The sequence below is a fragment of the Paraburkholderia sp. BR10882 genome, from assembly GCF_040948855.1.
Classification (GTDB): Bacteria; Pseudomonadota; Gammaproteobacteria; order Burkholderiales; family Burkholderiaceae; genus Paraburkholderia; species Paraburkholderia nodosa_A.
The window spans coordinates 35,892-53,163 of the sequence record NZ_JBFPKP010000005.1 but is presented as its reverse complement, the minus strand read 5'-3'; the positions used below and the strand labels follow the sequence as shown (position 1 = coordinate 53,163).

Annotated in this window: 12 protein-coding genes and 1 pseudogene; 7 read left to right on the top strand and 6 right to left on the bottom strand. The window is 64.2% G+C overall.

Annotation, left to right across the window (positions count from 1 at the left end; all coding sequences use genetic code 11):
* Positions 1–44 precede the first annotated feature (44 nt).
* Together AB3X99_RS15050 and AB3X99_RS15045 are read left to right on the top strand one after the other, a co-directional pair.
* The gene (locus AB3X99_RS15050) at positions 45–1,160 is read left to right on the top strand and encodes a succinylglutamate desuccinylase/aspartoacylase family protein (RefSeq protein ID WP_368617374.1); all 1,116 of its coding nucleotides are present in this window, start codon (positions 45–47) and stop codon (positions 1,158–1,160) included.
* Positions 1,161–1,495: 335 nt separating this feature from the next.
* Positions 1,496–2,191, top strand: a complete 696-nt coding sequence (locus tag AB3X99_RS15045) for a phosphatase PAP2 family protein (protein WP_342948308.1) — start codon at positions 1,496–1,498, stop codon at positions 2,189–2,191.
* Between the two features lie 43 nt (positions 2,192–2,234).
* On the opposite strand, the gene AB3X99_RS15040 is transcribed toward AB3X99_RS15045, so the two are convergent.
* Genes AB3X99_RS15040 through AB3X99_RS15030 form a run of 3 tightly spaced genes read right to left on the bottom strand, consistent with a single transcriptional unit; the run spans position 2,235 to position 6,687 of the window.
* Positions 2,235–3,677 (bottom strand): aldehyde dehydrogenase family protein, encoded by a 1,443-nt coding sequence (locus AB3X99_RS15040; RefSeq protein ID WP_342948309.1) that lies wholly within the window; start codon positions 3,675–3,677, stop codon positions 2,235–2,237.
* Between the two features lie 23 nt (positions 3,678–3,700).
* Entirely contained in the window at positions 3,701–4,879 is a 1,179-nt protein-coding gene (locus tag AB3X99_RS15035) for a fumarylacetoacetate hydrolase family protein (protein ID WP_342948310.1), read from the bottom strand.
* Between the two features lie 23 nt (positions 4,880–4,902).
* Complete coding sequence (locus AB3X99_RS15030) at positions 4,903–6,687, bottom strand: IlvD/Edd family dehydratase (RefSeq protein WP_342948370.1); 1,785 nt, start codon at positions 6,685–6,687, stop codon at positions 4,903–4,905.
* A 323-nt stretch (positions 6,688–7,010) separates the two neighbouring features.
* Between AB3X99_RS15030 and AB3X99_RS15025 the strand changes: the two genes are divergently transcribed.
* From AB3X99_RS15025 to AB3X99_RS15015, 3 genes are all read left to right on the top strand, one after another.
* Positions 7,011–8,363, top strand: coding sequence for an MFS transporter (locus AB3X99_RS15025; RefSeq protein WP_368617373.1), 1,353 nt, complete (start codon positions 7,011–7,013; stop codon positions 8,361–8,363).
* A 305-nt stretch (positions 8,364–8,668) separates the two neighbouring features.
* Positions 8,669–9,451, top strand: a complete 783-nt coding sequence (locus tag AB3X99_RS15020) for an ABC transporter substrate-binding protein (protein WP_069262347.1) — start codon at positions 8,669–8,671, stop codon at positions 9,449–9,451.
* Positions 9,452–9,459: 8 nt separating this feature from the next.
* Positions 9,460–12,207, top strand: a complete 2,748-nt coding sequence (locus tag AB3X99_RS15015) for an EAL domain-containing protein (protein ID WP_342948312.1) — start codon at positions 9,460–9,462, stop codon at positions 12,205–12,207.
* Between the two features lie 29 nt (positions 12,208–12,236).
* Here AB3X99_RS15015 and AB3X99_RS15010 read toward each other — a convergent pair whose 3' ends face one another.
* Positions 12,237–13,142, bottom strand: coding sequence for an SDR family oxidoreductase (locus tag AB3X99_RS15010; protein WP_069262445.1), 906 nt, complete (start codon positions 13,140–13,142; stop codon positions 12,237–12,239).
* Positions 13,143–13,182: 40 nt separating this feature from the next.
* On the bottom strand, positions 13,183–13,935 hold the full coding sequence (locus tag AB3X99_RS15005) for an SDR family oxidoreductase (RefSeq protein WP_368617372.1): 753 nt from the start codon (positions 13,933–13,935) through the stop codon (positions 13,183–13,185).
* Positions 13,936–14,052: 117 nt separating this feature from the next.
* On the opposite strand from AB3X99_RS15005, the gene AB3X99_RS15000 reads away from it, so the two are divergent.
* Both AB3X99_RS15000 and dkgB read left to right on the top strand, forming a co-directional pair.
* Positions 14,053–14,967 (top strand): LysR family transcriptional regulator, encoded by a 915-nt coding sequence (locus AB3X99_RS15000; RefSeq protein ID WP_368604709.1) that lies wholly within the window; start codon positions 14,053–14,055, stop codon positions 14,965–14,967.
* Between the two features lie 222 nt (positions 14,968–15,189).
* Positions 15,190–15,995: pseudogene (gene dkgB, locus AB3X99_RS14995) on the top strand (2,5-didehydrogluconate reductase DkgB).
* 14 nt (positions 15,996–16,009) lie between these two features.
* Here the strand turns inward: dkgB and AB3X99_RS14990 are convergent.
* The gene (locus AB3X99_RS14990; RefSeq protein WP_368617371.1) at positions 16,010–17,149 is read right to left on the bottom strand and encodes an iron-containing alcohol dehydrogenase; all 1,140 of its coding nucleotides are present in this window, start codon (positions 17,147–17,149) and stop codon (positions 16,010–16,012) included.
* Positions 17,150–17,272 lie beyond the last annotated feature (123 nt).

The window sequence follows — 17,272 nt, the reverse complement described above, 5'->3', positions numbered from 1 at the left end:
CTTTTGCCCTTTCCGCCGCCCGCAACTTCCGTCCTCACGCCATCATGCAGATCCAGACCCATCCGCTCATTTCGCCGGCGCTCGGCACCGCGCGGCACCTTACGAGCTTCCACTACGGCCCCACCGGCGCACAGAAGATCTACATCCAGTCGTCGCTGCACGCCGACGAACTGCCGGGCATGCTCGTCGCCTGGGCCCTGCGCCAACGCCTCGCCGCGCTCGAAGCCGCAGGCAAGCTGCGCGGCGAGGTCGTCGTCGTGCCCGTGCCCAATCCTATCGGCCTCAATCAGCGCCTGCTCGGTCAGCTGCTCGGCCGTTTCGAAAGCGGCACCGCGGCCAACTTCAACCGCCACTTCCACGATCTCGCCGAACTCGTGCTCCCGCGTGTCGGCTCTCGCCTGAGCGGCGACGCACAGCAGAACGTGGCCGTCGTGCGCGCTGCGATGCGCGAGGCGCTCGACGAACAGACGCCCACCACGGAACTCGGCTCGCAGCGTCTTGCGCTTCAACGCCTGTCGTACGACGCCGATGTCGTGCTCGACCTGCATTGCGACTTCGAAGGTGCGATGCATCTCTACACGAACCCCGACCTGTGGGCCGATGTCGAGCCGCTCGCGCGCTATCTCGAAGCGAAGGCGTCGCTCTTCGCGCTCAATTCGGACGGCAGTCCCTTCGACGAGATTCACAGCTTCTGCTGGTCCGCGCTGCGCGAGCGCTACGGCGAACGCTTTCCGATTCCCAACGGTGCGGTGTCCGTGACGATCGAGTTGCGCGGCCAGGCAGACGTGAGCTACGACTTCGCCGAACGCGACGCGAACGCCATCGTCAACTACCTCACGCATCGCGGTGTGATCGAGGGCACGCCCGCGCCGCTGCCTGCGCTCGAATACGCGGCCACGCCGTTCGCGGGCGCCGAAACGCTCATTGCGCCGGCCTCCGGCGTGCTCGTGTTCCGCACGCCGGTTGGCGTGAGGGTCGAACCGGGTCAGCCGATTGCCGATGTGGTCGATCCGCTGACCGATCGCGTCGTCACGATCACGAGCTCCGTGACCGGCATGCTGTACGCACGCCAACGCACGCGCTTCGCCACGGCGGGGATGGAAGTGGCGTGGGTGGCAGGCGCCACGCCGCTGCGCAGCGGCTCCCTGCTGCCTGGCTAGGCGATGAAACCGGGCAAATCGCCCGAAACGATGTGGGGTCATGCCCGATAACGGACACGTTGTGCGGCAAGGTTCGTTTTGAAACGAAACGATATGTGACGGGGCGTAACAGCGGGCCGGCAGGCACGCCGCACAGGACGATGCCTGCCGCTGCGGCGCAGTGAGGGCGGGGAGCAAGCACGATTTACACTTGCTTTCGATTCTTTACCTATGCGCGCTGAATTGAAACTTACGATGGCTAGCGCCTGGAACATCGGGCCCCAAGGCGGCCGGAGACCTCCGTTTCCGGCCGCCTTGCTCATTCGTAAATAAGTCAGCGGAATGGCCCACAATAAATGAACAGCTTCGATACCGTCATTCTGGGAGCCCTCACCCAAGTCGATCTGCCGCCACTGCTCAATCATGCGATCCGGGTGATGGTGGGACTCTATACGTTCAAGGGGTATTTCCTCATCCCGCTCATCTGGTGGATCTGGTTTCAGCCGAACGAGCGGCGCGAGTGGCGGCGCGAGATGATGATCGCCACGGTGACGAGCGGCCTGATCGCGCTCGCCGTGGGACGCCTCCTCGCGCGTTTTCTGCCGTTCCGCCAACGGCCGCTATTCAATCCCGATCTGCATCTGCATTTCGCCTCGTCGTCGCTGCGGGCGGCCGGGCTCACCGACTTCAGTTCGTTCCCGAGCGATCACGCCATGCTGTGGGTGGCGATTGCGATGGGGATCTTGCTGGTATGGCGTGTGGTCGGCGCGCTGGTGATGTTATACGTGGTACTCATTATCTGCCTGCCGCGTGCGTATCTGGGCTATCACTACCCCACGGATTTGATCGCGGGCGCCGCAATCGGCGTGGTGATTACCTGGCTGATGACGCGCGACGCAGTCAGGAAGCGGACCGCCGAGCCCGCTCTGCGCCTGATGGTGCGCTTTCCCGGGGCGGCTGCCGCATTCACATTTCTCGTGTGTTTCGAACTGGTCACGCAATTCGACGATCTTCTGCGGCTCGCCCACTCCGTGGTGCACGGCATGATCTGAACACCGGCGCGGGCGGCGTCTTCCGTACGCCGCCCGCGCGGCTTCACACTGCGCCCGGATTGACGTACGCCGTCTTGACCGTGGTGTAAAACTCGCGAGCGTAGCTGCCCTGCTCGCGCGGGCCGTAGCTCGAACCCTTGCGGCCGCCGAACGGCACGTGATAGTCCACGCCCGCCGTCGCGGTGTTCACCATCACCATGCCGGCCTGCACATGGCGGCGGAAATGGTTGGCATGACTGAGCGAAGTCGTGCAGATGCCGGCCGACAGACCGAACTCCGTGTCGTTCGCCACGGCGAGCGCCTCGTGATAGTCCTTCACCTTGATGACCGAGGCGACGGGGCCGAACACTTCTTCGCGGTTGATGCGCATTTGCGATGTCGTGCCGGTGATCAGCGCGGGGGCAAGGAAGTAGCCGCGCGTGGCGCCTTCCACACGCTCGCCGCCGTACACCTCGCCGCCCTCTTCACGCGCGATCGCAATGTAGCGCTCGTCCTGCTGAAGCTGCTTGTCGTCCACCACCGGCCCGATATGCGTGCCGTCCGCCAGCGCGTCGCCCGTCTTCAGCGTTTTCATGCGCGCCTTCATCGCTTCGATGAAACGGTCGTGAATGCCTTCGGTCACGATGAGGCGGCTCGACGCCGTGCAGCGCTGCCCCGTCGAGAAGAATGCGCCGTTGATGCAGGCGTCCACGGCGACGTCGAGATTGGCGTCGTCGAGCACGACCATGGGATTCTTGCCGCCCATTTCCAGCTGGAACTTCTTGCCCGTTGCAAAACACTTCGCGCCGATCGCGCGGCCCGTCGGGACCGAGCCGGTGAAACTCACGGCATCGACATCGGGCGAGCTGACGATCGCCTCGCCCACCACCGAGCCGCGCCCCATCACGAGGTTGATCACGCCGGCCGGCGCGCCCGCTTCCGCAATGATTTTCACGAGCTCCCACGTGCTGGCCGGCACGAGGTCGGCGGGCTTGATGACGACCGTGTTGCCATAGGCCAACGCGGGCGCGATCTTCCAGGCGGGAATGGCGATCGGAAAGTTCCAGGGCGTAATGAGCCCGATCACGCCGATCGGCTCGCGCGTCACCTCGACGGTCATGCCGGGCCGCACCGAAGGCACGATCTCGCCGCCAAGGCGCAGCGCCTCGCCGGCGAAGAACTTGAAGATCTGCGCCGCGCGGCCCACCTCGCCGATGGCCTCGGGCAGCGTCTTGCCCTCTTCGCGCGCCAGCACGCGGCCCAACTCGGCCTTGCGCGCGAGAATGACACTGCCCACCTGGTCGAGCAGATCGAAGCGTTGCTGCGGCGTGGAGAGCGACCATTGCGCAAAGGCCTTGCGCGCGGCGGCGATGGCGTCGCGCGTCTGCGCGTCGTCTGCCTGCGCGAACTCGCCGATCGCGTCGTCGAGATTGGAGGGATTGATGTTGGTGGATGCCGTAGCGCCGCGCACCCACTGGCCGCCGATGTAATTGTCGAACTGGTTCATGTCGCGTTTCCCGATTCAGTGGCTCACAGCAATCCGCGCGCGGCCAGATTGCGATAGAGCGCGCGCACGCCGAAGTTCCACGGCGCGAGAGCCGTGCTCAATTGCACGGTGTTGATCAGCGCGCCGAGTTCCGGCGCGGAAATGGTGACCTTGTCGCCAAGGTGGTGCGTAAAGCCGCCGCCTTGCGTGTCGCGATCCTTGATCGGCGAGAACATGGTGCCGAGAAACAGCATGAAGCCGTCGGGATACTGGTGATGCGGGCCCCACGTCTGCGCCACGAGGTCGGCCGGATCGCGGCTGATTTCGCTCATGTGGCTGATGCCTTCCAGGACGAAGTCGTCGTCCGTGCCCTCCACGCGCAGCGCGACGCTCGTCTTGCGCACCGTGTCGAGGCTGAACGACTCGTCGAACAGACGCACGAACGGGCCGATCGCGCACGAGGCGTTATTGTCCTTGCACTTGCCGAGCAGCAGCGCCGAGCGGCCTTCGATGTCGCGCAGATTGACGTCGTTGCCGAGCGTCGCGCCGACAATCTCGCCGCGGCTGTTCACGGCCAGCACGATTTCCGGCTCGGGGTTGTTCCAGACCGAAGCGGCCAGCAAGCCGACAGCCGCGCCAAAGCCCACCGCTGACATGGGCTGCGACTTCGAAAACACTTCCGCGTCGGGCCCGATGCCCACTTCCATGTACTGGGACCACGCGCCGCGCCGCTCGAGTTCCGCCTTGAGCTTCATCGCTTCGTCCGAGCCCGGCTTGATCTTCGAGAGATCGGTGCCGATCGTGGCCGCGATGGTTTCGCGCACTTCCTGCGCTTTCGCGGGATCGCCGCCCGCCTGCTCTTCGATCACGCGCTCGATCAGGCTCACCGCGAACGTCACGCCGCAGGCCTTGATGGCCTGCACGTCGTTGGGCGCGAGCAGACGCAGCGCTGGCTCCCCGCTGCCGGGCAGATTCGCTTCGATCAGCTTTTCCACCGGGCCGAGCGATTCGCCGCTCACGGTGCGCGCGAATTGCGCGAGGTCCTCGCGGTCGAACAGATCCGCGGTGGTCGGCGCGCTGGCCGTGATATCGATGACTTCGCCGTTGCGCACGAGCACGACGGAGGGGCCTTCATGCTCGCCTGCCTTGCGCCACACGCGGCCAACGAGCAGCGCCTGCCCGACATCGCCGGGAAGCCAGTTTGAGGGGGTGTTCGAGGTCATGGTGCGTCCAGTTGAGTGTCCGGTTAATGCGAATGGCGCGGGTTGCCGCGCTCGGCGATCACTTTCAGATAAAGCGTGGCGGGTTCGAGGCATCCGCCCGTGGACAATTGCCCCACCGTCTTGCGGTAAAGCTCCTGCCAGGGCGTCTGTGCAGGCGGCACCTCGAAGTGCGCCGTCTCGCGGCGGCGCGCCAGCTCGGCTTCGTCGACCAGCACGTTCACGCTGCGCGCGTTCAGATCCACACGAATGCGGTCGCCTGTTTGCAGCAGCGCGAGGCCGCCGCCCACCGCCGCCTCGGGCGACATGTTCAGGATCGACGGGCTCGCCGACGTACCGCTCTGTCGGCCATCGCCCAGCGTGGGCAGCGACGTGATGCCCTGGCGCACGAGTTCCGCCGGCGGCGCCATGTTCACCACTTCGGCGCTGCCGGGATAGCCGACCGTGCCGGTGCCGCGAATCACCAGAATGCAGTGCTGGTCGATTTCGAGCGACGGGTCGTTGATGCGTGCATGGTAGTCCTCTGGACCGTCGAACACGATGGCGCGTGCCTCGAAGGTGTTTTCCGCACCCGGCTCGCTCAGATAGGTTTGCCGGAAGGCGTCGCCGACCACCGACATCTTCATGATCGCGCTGTCGAAGAAGTTGCCCGAGAGCACCATGAAGCCTGCGCCATGCTTGAGCGGGTCATCGGTTGTCCTGATGACTTCGCGATCGGGCTCGGGCGTGCCGTCGGCGATGGCGCCGATGGTGCGGCCCGATACCGTGAGGCATTCGCGATGCACGAGACCCGCGCGATCGAGTTCGCGCAGCACGCCGGGCACGCCGCCCGCGCGGTGGAAGCTCTCGCCCAGATACTCGCCTGCCGGCATGCAGTTCACGATGAGCGGCACCTGTTCGCCGACGCGTTGCCAGTCTTCGAGGCTCAGCTCGATGCCCATGTGCCGCGCGATCGCGATGAGGTGCGGCGGGCAGTTGGTCGACGCACCCAGCGCAGAGGCCACGACGATGGCATTCTCGAACGCCTCTTTCGTCATGATGCGCGAAGGCCGCATGTCATAGCGCACGAGGTCGACAATGCGCTTGCCGGTTGCGTACGCCATCTGGCCGCGCTCGCGGTAAGCGGCCGGAATGCTGGCGCAGCCGGGCAGCGACATGCCCAGCGCTTCGGCGAGGCTGTTCATCGACAACGCCGTACCCATCGTGTTGCAGTGGCCGATGGAGGGCGACGAGGCCGTCGTGAGCTCCATGAAGCCCTCGTAGTCGATCTCGCCTGCTGCCAGCAGATTGCGCGCATGCCAGATGACCGTGCCCGACCCGACGCGCTGGCCGTTATGCCAGCCGTCGAGCATTGGGCCGCCCGACAGCACGATGGCGGGCATGTCGACCGTTGCCGCGGCCATCAGGCAAGCAGGCGTGGTCTTGTCGCAGCCCGTGGTCAGCACCACGCCATCGAGCGGGAAACCGTGAAGAATTTCGACGAGACCCAGATAGGCCAGATTGCGGTCGAGCGCTGCCGTGGGCCGGCGGCTCTGCTCGGCGAGCGGATGGACCGGAAATTCCATTGGGATGCCGCCCGCGTCGCGAATGCCCGCCTTCGTGCGGGCCGCCAGCTCGATATGGTGACGGTTGCAAGGGGCGAGATCGCTCCCCGTTTGCGCAATGCCGATGATGGGGCGGCCCGATTGCAGTTCTTCCCGGGTCAGACCGTAATTCATGAAGCGCTCGACATAGAGCGCGGTCATGTCCGCATGGGCCGGGTCGTCGAACCATTCCTGGCTGCGCAGGCGCCGTGCGTTGGGCTGGGTCATATCACTCACTTGCTTGTTCCTTGTCTCGACGATGTGGCACGCAGGTCCGCGCCATTTGTTATCGGTAACATTTCTGGATCTTAGCACTTTGCACGCGCCCTGTGCACCAGGTGAGACCACGCGTTTTCCCGACTTCGGCGCTGGCGACCGACTTGCCGTGGCGCCTCGTCTCATGCTAATTTAGCGCCCGCTGTGTTACCGATAACAAACAATGCGCTGTTCACAGCCAGCGCAGAGATCCAGCAAGCACACCACGAAGCTCGTGGAATCGCCTCCCCAGTACCGGGAGCGTTCAAAGGCATATGTGAAAGGAGACACATCCCATGCCAACCCTGACCCAGATTGCGGACTCGCCGGCCGCCGTCAACGAAGCCGAAGAACGGCTGTACCGCAAGGTACTGAAGCGCATCTTGCCGCTTCTGCTTCTGTGCTATGTCGTCGCCTACCTCGACCGCGTAAACGTCGGCTTTGCCAAGCTGCAGATGCTCGATTCGCTCGGTTTGAGCGACAGTATCTATGCGGTGGGCGCAAGCATTTTCTTCTGGGGATACTTCCTCTTCGAGATGCCGAGCAATCTGCTCCTGCATCGCTATGGCGCGCGTTTCTGGATCGCGCGCATCATGGTGACGTGGGGCATCGTGTCTTCGTCGCTCGCCTTTATCGCGCCGCTCGCGAGTTTCTTTCACGTGCAGACCTCGACGATGTTCTACATCCTGCGGTTTCTGCTCGGCGTCTGCGAAGCGGGGTTTTTCCCCGGCATCATTCTTTACCTGAACTACTGGTTTCCGGCGCGTCGCCAGAGCGTCGCGATGTCGGGGTTCCTGATCGCCATTCCGGTGAGCCTCACGCTCGGCGGCATTATCTCGGGCTGGCTGATGGAAAACACGCATGGACTGTTCGGCCTGGGCGGCTGGCAGTGGATGCTGTTGCTCGAGGGCATTCCTTCGATTCTCGTCGCCTTCGTGGTGCTGCTGCGCATGGGCGACGGCATTCAGTCGGCGACATGGCTGAGCGCCGCCGAAAAAGCCGTGCTGCAAAAGAATCTCGAACAGGAAAGCGCGAAAAAAACGCATAGCGCCGTGGCAGCGCTGAAAAGCCCGCGTGTCTGGCTGCTGACGTTCATCCTGCTGACCTTCAATACCGGCTTCTATGGCCTGGCATTCTGGCTGCCTTCCATCATCAAGGCTTCCGGTGTGAAGAGCACGTTCAACATCGGCTTGCTGACCGCCATTCCCTATCTCAGCGCCGTCGTCGCCATGATCTGGAATGCGTCACACTCGCGCAAGACGGGCGAGCGCCGCCTGCATGCGGCCATTCCGGCCTGTATCGGCGGCGGCGGCCTGATTCTGAGCGCACTCTTCGCGCACAACGTGCCGCTCTCGATCGTATTCCTGACGATCGCCACCTGCGCGATTCTCGGGCTCATGCCGATTTACTGGACGTTCCCAGGGCAGATTCTCTCAGGCACGGCCGCGGCGGCCGGTATTGCGCTCATCAACTCGGTCGGCAATCTCTCCGGCTTCACGGGTTCCATGATCACCAGCGTGGCGAAGGATCTGACCGGCGACATCAACAACGGCACCTATGCGCTGGGCGCCTGTCTGCTCGTGAGTTGCGTTCTGATTCTGTCGATTCCGCAAAGCATGCTGAACCGCGACCCGGTGGAAGAGAACTGAACGTTATGCGAATCGGCTAGATCGTCCGTTGCGAGGGCCACCTTCCACCACCTTCCGGCTGGGCCCTCCTTACACGAACCCGTTTTGAAAATTGCGTCGGCCTTGCGCCGGCGCTTTTTTTTGGCCTCTGCGCTTGGCGGTCACGGGCAATCGTCCCACCTGAACACCCCAGCGCCCGCACGAAAAGCGTGCAAAAAAAACAATTGGAATTGTCTCAAGAATTGAAGCACGCTGCCGATAAGACGTGGAGTCTGTTTTCCGCCCAGTGCACCGCTATCGGGCCATTGACACGCAACGGAGACGCTGTGATTCGAACCTGCCTTGGCGGCCTGCTGCTCGCGCTCGGTTGCATTGGCACCGCGGTTGCCGCGGGCCCCGACTGCTCGCGCTCATTTACGCTCGCCTTACACGATCACGGGCTGCTCTACTCCGTCGACACCGACACGGGAATCGACAAGGACTTCGCTGACGCCCTCGCGCGGCGCAGCGGCTGCCAGATTCGCGTGAGCCTGATGTCGCGCGCACGCATCTGGAAGCTCATCGAATCGGGCGCGCTCGATTTCAGTCTGTCGGGCATTGCCAACGAAGAGCGCAATCAATACGCGGATTTTGCCTGGTACTTCAGCAACAAGTACTATCTGCTGGTTCGCAAGGATTCAGGCATTCATCAACTGGCCGATTTCGAGCACAACGACAAGTTTCAGCTCGGCGTGATCCGCAGCTTCCGCTATAGCGAGTCGGCCAACCGGCTGGTCGATTCGCTCTCGGCCGAAAACCGCGTGAGTCAGGCCGGGGGCCTCGAGCCGCTTTACCAGGCGCTGATCCTTGGCCGCATTCAGGGAATGATCATCGAGCCGTTCGATTATCCCGCCATCGATGAAGCGAAGATTCGGAGCGTGACCAATATCGTGGAGTTCGACGATCCACCCATTCCGCATGGACTCATCATGTCGAAGAAGGCGCTTTCGCCCGAGGAGCGGGACAAGTGGCGCGCCCTCGTCAACGAAATGATCGCGGACGGCACGGTGCGGCGCATCTTCACGAAGTATTTCAAGCCTGACCTCGCCGATTCGATGGTCCCCTTCTAGACGCCGCCATGACCCGGACGCGCCTCGTTCTGCTCCCGCTACTGGTTCTCGCCGCCGCGCTCGGCGTGACCTGGACGCTCTGGAACCACGAGCGGGAAGCGGCTCGCCACGAACTGCTGACGCAGTTCGATTACTCACTCGGCGACGTCGTGAGCCGCATCGAACAGCGCATGGGCACTTACCAGCTGTTGCTGCGCGGCGTGCAGAGCCTCTTTGCCGCCACCGGCGAGGTCGATCGCGACGCGTTCCGGGCGTACGTCAATACACTCACTCTCGACGCCAACTTTTCCGGCATCCAGGCCATCGGCATCGTCGCGTGGGTGCCGCAAACGCAAAAGGCCGCACATATCGCGGCCATGCAGCAGCGCGGCGTGCCGGGCTACTCGATCGAGCCCGACGGTCCGCGCGCGAACTACGCACCCATCATCCAGCGCGAGCCGTATATCGGCGCCAACCGCGCGGCGCCCGGTTTCGACGCCTGGGCCGACCCGGTGCGCCGGCGCGCCATGGAGCAGGCGCGCGACACCGGCATGGCGACCATTTCAGGAAAGGTGCGCCTCTCGGTCGACACCGATCCCGGCGCCGACCCCGGCTTCGTGATGTACATGCCCGTCTACGCACGCGGTTCCGCGCCGGAAAACGCCACGGAACGCCAGGCGCAGCTGGTAGGCTGGGTCTATGCGTCCTTTCGCATGCACGACGTCATTGCCAGCCTTTACGGCGAGGAACCGCCCGGCCTTTCGGTCTCCATCTACGACGGCGTGGAATCGTCGCCGGACGCGTTGCTCTACAGAACGTCGGGTGCCCCGGCCCCTCACCTGCCCAGCGATCTTTCGGCAACCGAATATCTGGTGGTCTGCGGACACGACTGGATGCTCAAGCTGATGGCGCGCGACGGCTTCAAGGCGCGCTTCGGCCGCGACGCGGCAACGCTCATCGCAATCACCGGAACGGGTCTGAGCCTGCTGCTCGCGCTGCTCACGCGCCTCATGATGACGGGCCGCAGCCGCGCGATACGTCTTGCCTCGTCGATGACGAAGGAACTGCGCGAAAGCGAGGAAAAATTCCGCGCCATTGCGGACTGTACGGTCAACTGGGAAATCTGGTGGTCGCCGGAAGGCAAGCCGCGCTGGATCAATTCGGCGGTGGAGCAGTACATCGGCTATACCGTCGACGAATGCATGGCCATGAGCGACTTCGCCTGCACCGTGATCTATCCGGGCGATGCCTCCTACGTCGCGCCCGAGTTCCGGGGCGCGCAACTGGGCTCGCGTGGCGACAATCTGGAGTTCCGCTGCGTACGCAAAGACGGCTCGCTCATGTGGCTCTGCGCCTCGTGGGTGCCGATTACCGACTCGAAAGGCGACTTCATCGGTTTCCGCACGAGCGGGCGCGACATCACCGAGCGCAAGATCGCCGACCAGCGCATCAAGGAGCTGGCCTTCTACGACGCGCTCACCGGCTTGCCCAATCGCACGCTGCTGCTCGACAACCTGAAAGACGCCCTGACCGACAGCGCAAGAAACGGCACGAGCGGCGCCCTGCTGTTCATCGATCTGGATCACTTCAAGACGCTGAACGATACACTGGGTCACGACAAGGGCGACCTGCTGCTGCAGGAAGTGGCCAAACGCCTGGCGGCGAGCATACCCGCGGGCGACACCGTGGCGCGCGTGGGCGGCGACGAGTTCGTCGTCGTGGTGGGGAACCTGAACCCCGTTCCCTGCGAAGCGGCCCGCCAGGCCGAGGCCCTGGGCGAGCGGATTCTCGCCGTGCTCGGGAATCCTTATCGACTCGACGAGATCGACTACCGCAGCACGGCGAGCATCGGCGCAACCGTATTCAAGGGCTTGCAGGCGACGACAGACGACCTCATGAAGCAGGCCGACCTCGCCATGTACAAGTCCAAGGAACGCGGACGCAACGCGGTGCGCCTCTTCGACCCCGACATGCAGACGGTCGTGGTGGAACGTGCCGCGCTCGAAGCGGCACTGCGCGAAGCCATCGAGAACGAAGAGTTCGTGCTTCACTACCAGATGCAGATCGACAGCGGCCGGGTCACCGGCGTCGAGGCGCTGGTACGCTGGCGTCATCCGCTGCGCGGGCTCGTGTACCCGGCCGATTTCATTCCCGTGGCCGAGGAAACCGGGCTCATCGCCGAGCTGGGCAGCTGGGTGCTGCGCGCGGCCTGCACCCAGCTGGCGCGCTGGGCCACGCAGCCCGACACGGAGCATCTGACCATTGCGGTCAACGTCAGCGCGCAGCAGCTGCACCAGCCCGACTTCGTGCAAAGCGTGCTGGCCACGCTCGAACAGACTGGCGCAAGAGCGGACCGGCTCAAGCTCGAGTTGACCGAAAGCGTGCTGGTCGACAACGTGCAGGAGATCATCGAGAAGATGGAGGCGCTCAAGGCGAACGGCGTCGTCTTCGCGCTCGACGACTTCGGCATCGGCTATTCGTCGCTTTCGTATTTGAGGCGCCTGCCGCTCGCTCAACTGAAGATCGATCGATCCTTCGTGCGCGATGTCCTCGTCGACCCGAACGACGCCGCGATCGCCCGCACCATCGTGGCGCTCGCGCACAGCCTGGGCCTCGGCGTGATCGCCGAAGGGGTCGAGACCGAAGAGCAGCGCGCCTTCCTCGCCTCGGCCGGGTGTTACGCGTATCAGGGCTATCTGTTCTGCCGCCCGATTCCTGTCGAGGAGTTCGAAGCGGCATTGCGCGGGCTCGAGGCGTCGGAGTGCCTCACGGAGTAAGCGCGCCCCGCCGCCCGCCGCCGGTGGCATCACGCGTCGCCGTGCCCGCGCGGCACGAGCAGGTCGGAGAGGCCCACGCGATGCAGCATCTCCGCCCGCACGCGGTCCAGTACGGCAAAGCCAACGTCCGCGCCATCCTGGGTCGGGTCCACGTGCACCCGGAAGGGCCGCTTCCCGAAGGGGGCATCGACCACATCGACGATCGCCTCGGCCACGAGGCCCACGTCGGCTTGCGGCGGCACGATGGCGGCAAACGCCTCCTGGATCTGCTCGCCGAACCCGGCATAGGGGCCGGCTTCATAGGCGGCGACGACGCCCTTGTCTTCCGGGCTGCCCGCATGCGAAAAGTGATTCGTGCCCGAGGTGAAGGCGCCCGGCACGATGATCGACGTTTCGATGCCCCAGCGCGCAAGCTCGCGTGCGTACTGCACCGCAATCGCATCCATGGCGGCCTTCGCCGCAAAATACGGCGCGAGATAAGGCGGCGTGCCGCCCGCGGAACTGCTGCTCGACACCCACACCACGAGGCCCTCCCGCCGCTCGCGCATGTGCGGCAGCACCGCGCGGTTCACCCGCTGCGTGCCCAGCACGTTGATGTCGTACAGGTGTGCATACTGCTCCGGGCTGAACGCTTCGGCCGGCCCGAAGGCCATGTGGCCCGCGTTGTGGACGATCACATCGATACGCCCGCTTGTGGCAATTACGCGGGCGATGCCCGCGTCCACGGACGCCTGTGACTGCACGTCGAGTTCGACGGTGCGCAGATCCACGCCCTTGTGCAGCGAAAATTCCGCCATCTGCGCGACGACCGGGGCGTTGCGCCCGGCGCTCGCGCGCATGGACGCGTAGACGGTATGACCGGCGCTCGCGAGTGCTTCGGCAGCGAGGCGGCCAAAACCGCTCGATGCGCCGGTAACGACAATGACCTTCTTCATGATGGGCTCCTTGTTCGTCATGAAACGCTTGATCAGGACATCAAACAATGCCGCCGTTCACACGGATCGTTTGACCGTCGATCCAGCCTGCGCCGTTGCCGACAAGGAACGAGACCACCTCGGCGATGTCGTCCGCCTGGCCGAGCCGTTCGAGCGGCGGCATCTTTGCGAGGCGTTCGATCTGCTCGGGCGTCTTGTCCTTGAGGAACAGTTCGGTTGCGGTAGGCCCGGGGGCGACCGCATTCACCGTGATATTGCGGCCGCGCAGTTCCTTGGCGAAGATGTTGGTCATCGCTTCCACGGCAGCCTTGGTGGCGGCGTACACCGAGTAGCCCGGCAGCGCGAGCGCCTGGATGCTGCTCGAAGAGTTGACGATGCGGCCGCCCTGGCGCAGCTTCTTCGCGGCAATGCGCAGCGTATTGAAGGTGCCCTTGAGGTTGATCGCGACGAGCCGGTCGAACAGGGCGTCATCGGTATCGGCCAGATTGACGAGGCCCGGCTGCATGATGCCCGCGTTGTTCACCACGATATCCACGCCGCCGAAGAGCGTAATGGCCTGGTCGAACATTGCGGCCACCTGGGCGGGCACGGCCACGTCTGCCTGAATCGCCGCGGCGCGACCGCCCGCGGCCTTGATGTCCTCCACGACCGCATTGGCGTCTGCGGCGCGGCCGGCGTAGTTGACGACGACTGCGATGCCTTCGCCCGCGAGGCGTCTGGCGATCGATGCGCCGATCCCGCGGGAAGCGCCGGTGACGATCGCGACTTTGCTGGTGTTGGCTTGCGTGCTCATGGTGACTCTCCGTTCCGGTTGGGTGGGTGATGCAACGTGATGCGATGGGTGCATCTTCCCGCCAGCCAACGCTCCACGGTAGCCGCATAGCCAGAATATCGGTTATGCTCCCGGCGTATGACCATATTCAACGACCTGGGCCTGCTGCAGGCCTTCGTTGCCATCGTGGAGAGCGGCAGCATCTCCGCGGCGGCCCGCAAGCTGAATCTGAGCCAGCCCACGCTGAGCCGCCAGTTGCGTTCGCTCGAAGATCAATGCGGCGCGGCGCTGCTGCGGCGCGACACGCACCGCATGAGCCTCACCGAAACCGGCCACCAATTCCTTGCCGACGCCCAGGCGCTGCTCGCGCTAGCCGAGGAGTCCGCGCAGCGCATGCGGCGCGACCAGAGCGCGCTGAGCGGCAATATCCGCGTGTTCTCCACCATCGACTTTGGCCAGTCCGTGGTGAGCCGGATGATCAGCAGCTTTATCCAGGCGCACCCGGCAGTGAGAATGGAGCTGGCCTATTCGAACCGCCCGCTGCACATGATCGAAGAGGGCTGCGACGCGGGTATCGTCGCTGGCGTGCTCACTGACGATCGCGTCGTGGCGCGCTCGCTGGGCGAGATCCGCCGCTATCCGGTTGCCTCGCCCGCCTTCCTCAAGGATCACAAGTTCGCCAGCAAACCGGAAAGTCTCCAGGCCTTACCGTGGATCGCACTTTCGAGCCGGCAATTCGGCGGTTCGAGAGATGTCACGCTGTATTCGGGCGCGGCAACGTATACGTTGCAGATCGAGCCCGTGATGATCTCGGAGGGGGTGACAAGCATGCGCGAGGCCGCGCGCATGGGGCTGGGCCTGGCCGTGTTGCCGGAATGGCTGATCGAGGAGGATCTGATATCGGGCCGCCTCGTGCGCGTCTTGCCGAAATGGCAGGCGAAACCACTCGCCGCGCAAATCGTCTATCCCGTTCAAAGGCGGCTGCCGCTGCGCGTGCAGGCATTCACAGAATTCGCGACGGAATATATGACGACAGTGTTGAAGCCGCGGTAACGCCGGACTCCGCTCATGCGAACGCTTCGGGCTAAGTGGCCCAACTAGCCGGTGCCCCACCAGGCACGATGCCATGCTCGACCGCGACCTCGGTCTACGCTGCAGCGTTCGTCGCGCTTGGCGGCGTTGCACTCGTCCTCGTCCTGGATCGTCATGAGCCGGCGCTCGCGTTAAATCACTATTTTCGATTAGGTTACCCAATCATTTTTTGTGGAGAGCAACATGCGCAAGATTCCCGCATTCGGCCTCGGCACGTTCCGCCTGCAAGGCCAGGCTGTGATCGACTCCCTGCGTAACGGCCTCGAAGTCGGCTACCGCGCCATCGATACCGCGCAGATCTACCGCAACGAGGCCGAAGTCGGCGAAGCGATCGCCGCTTCCGGCATCGCGCGCGACAATCTCTTTCTCACGACCAAGATCTGGGTCGACAACTACGCGCGTGAAAAGCTGGTGCCGAGCCTGAAGGAGAGCCTGAAGAAGCTGCGCACTGACGCAGTCGATCTCACGCTGATTTATTGACCCGTGCCCAACAACGGCGTACCGCTCGAAGAATTCATGCGCGCACTGGCCGAGGCGAAATTGCAAGGGCTGACCGGACAGATCGGCATTTCCAATTTCAATATCGAGCTGACGAAGCAGGCTGTCGCAGTGGTCGGCAAGGAAAACATCGCGACCAACCAGATCGAGTTGAGCCCTTATCTGCAGAATCGCAAGCTCGTTGAGTTCCTGAAGCAGGAAGGCATTCACGTGACGTCGTACATGACGCTCGCCTACGGCAAGGTGCTCGGCGATCCGGTCGTCGGCGCGATTGCCGAACGGCGCCACGCCACGCCCGCGCAGGTGGCGCTCGCCTGGGCACTGCGCCTGAACTACTCCATCATTCCCGCTTCGACGAAGCGCGAGAACCTGACCAGCAACCTGCTCGCGCAAACGCTGGAACTCACGATGACGACATGGTGCAGATCGCCGCGCTCGAACGCAACGGTCGTGAAGTGCGCCCTACGGGCCTCGCCCCGCCGTGGGACTAAAACGCCGCGCCGCTTTACATCGACGATTCGAGCATGGCGCGGTAATCGTCTTCGGAGGCCTCGCGCGGATTGGTCTTGTGGCTGTGATCCTTGAGCGCGCCCTTGATGATCTCGGGGAACAGCCCGGCGTTCACACCGAGTTGCGCGAGGCCCGTCGGCAAACCCAGGCGCTCGGTCATCGTACGCACGGCAGGCGCCACTTCGGCGCCGCTGCCTAGCCCCATTGCCGTCGCGAGGCGGTCGAGCTTGCCTTCCTCGCGCACCGAAGGCGCTGCCTCGTTGAACCGCAGCACAGCCGGCAGGAAAATCGCGTTCAGCGTGCCGTGATGCAAACGCGGGTTGATGCCGCCGAGCGAATGGCTCAGGCTGTGCACGCAACCCAGACCCTTCTGGAACGCAAGCGCGCCCTGCATCGATGCGCTCATCATATTCAGCCGCGCCACGCGGTCGCCGCCGTCATGCGTCGCGCGCTCGATGTGACGCCACGCGCGCCACAAGCCGTCCAGCGCAATGCCGTCCGCGGGCGGATTGAAGGCGGGCGCGAGAAAAGTCTCCATGCAATGCGCGATCGCATCCATGCCCGTCGCCGCCGTCAAACCGGGCGGCAAGCCCAGCGTGAGTTCCGGATCGCAAATCGCCACGCGCGGCACCACGTACGGGGAGATCACACCGACCTTGCGACCGTCGTCGAGAATCAGAATGGCGCCGCGCCCCACTTCGCTGCCGGTGCCCGCGGTCGTCGGCACGGCGATCACCGGGGCCGTCTTCGCCGTAATGTTCACCGCGCCGCCTTCGATCACCGCGAAGCGCTGCAGCGGTCCTTCGTGCGTCGCGCAAACGGCGACGCCTTTGGCGAGGTCAATGGCGGAGCCACCGCCAACGGCGACGATGCCGTTGCACTCCCCTGCAAGATAGGCCGCCACGGCCTCACGCACGGCCGCTTCGCTCGGATTGGGCGGGGTACCGTCGTAGATCGTTGCTGGCGCAACGCCTGCCAGCGCGCCCAGCACCCTATCGACGATCCCCGCCGCGCGTACGCCCTTGTCCGTGACGATCAATGGCCGGCTGATGCCCACACGTTCGCATTCGTTCTGGAGCAAATGAATGGCGCCGAAATCGAACTGGATTTGCGTGACGTAGTTGATGAGGGACATAGGATTGAGCTTCAGTTATAGTGAATTTGGCCGTTGCGGCGGCAAACGCTGACAACGGCAATGCAATTACCGCATTTCGGCCGCATGGTGCTATTGTTTTGGGCCAGTATAGGGAGACACCTT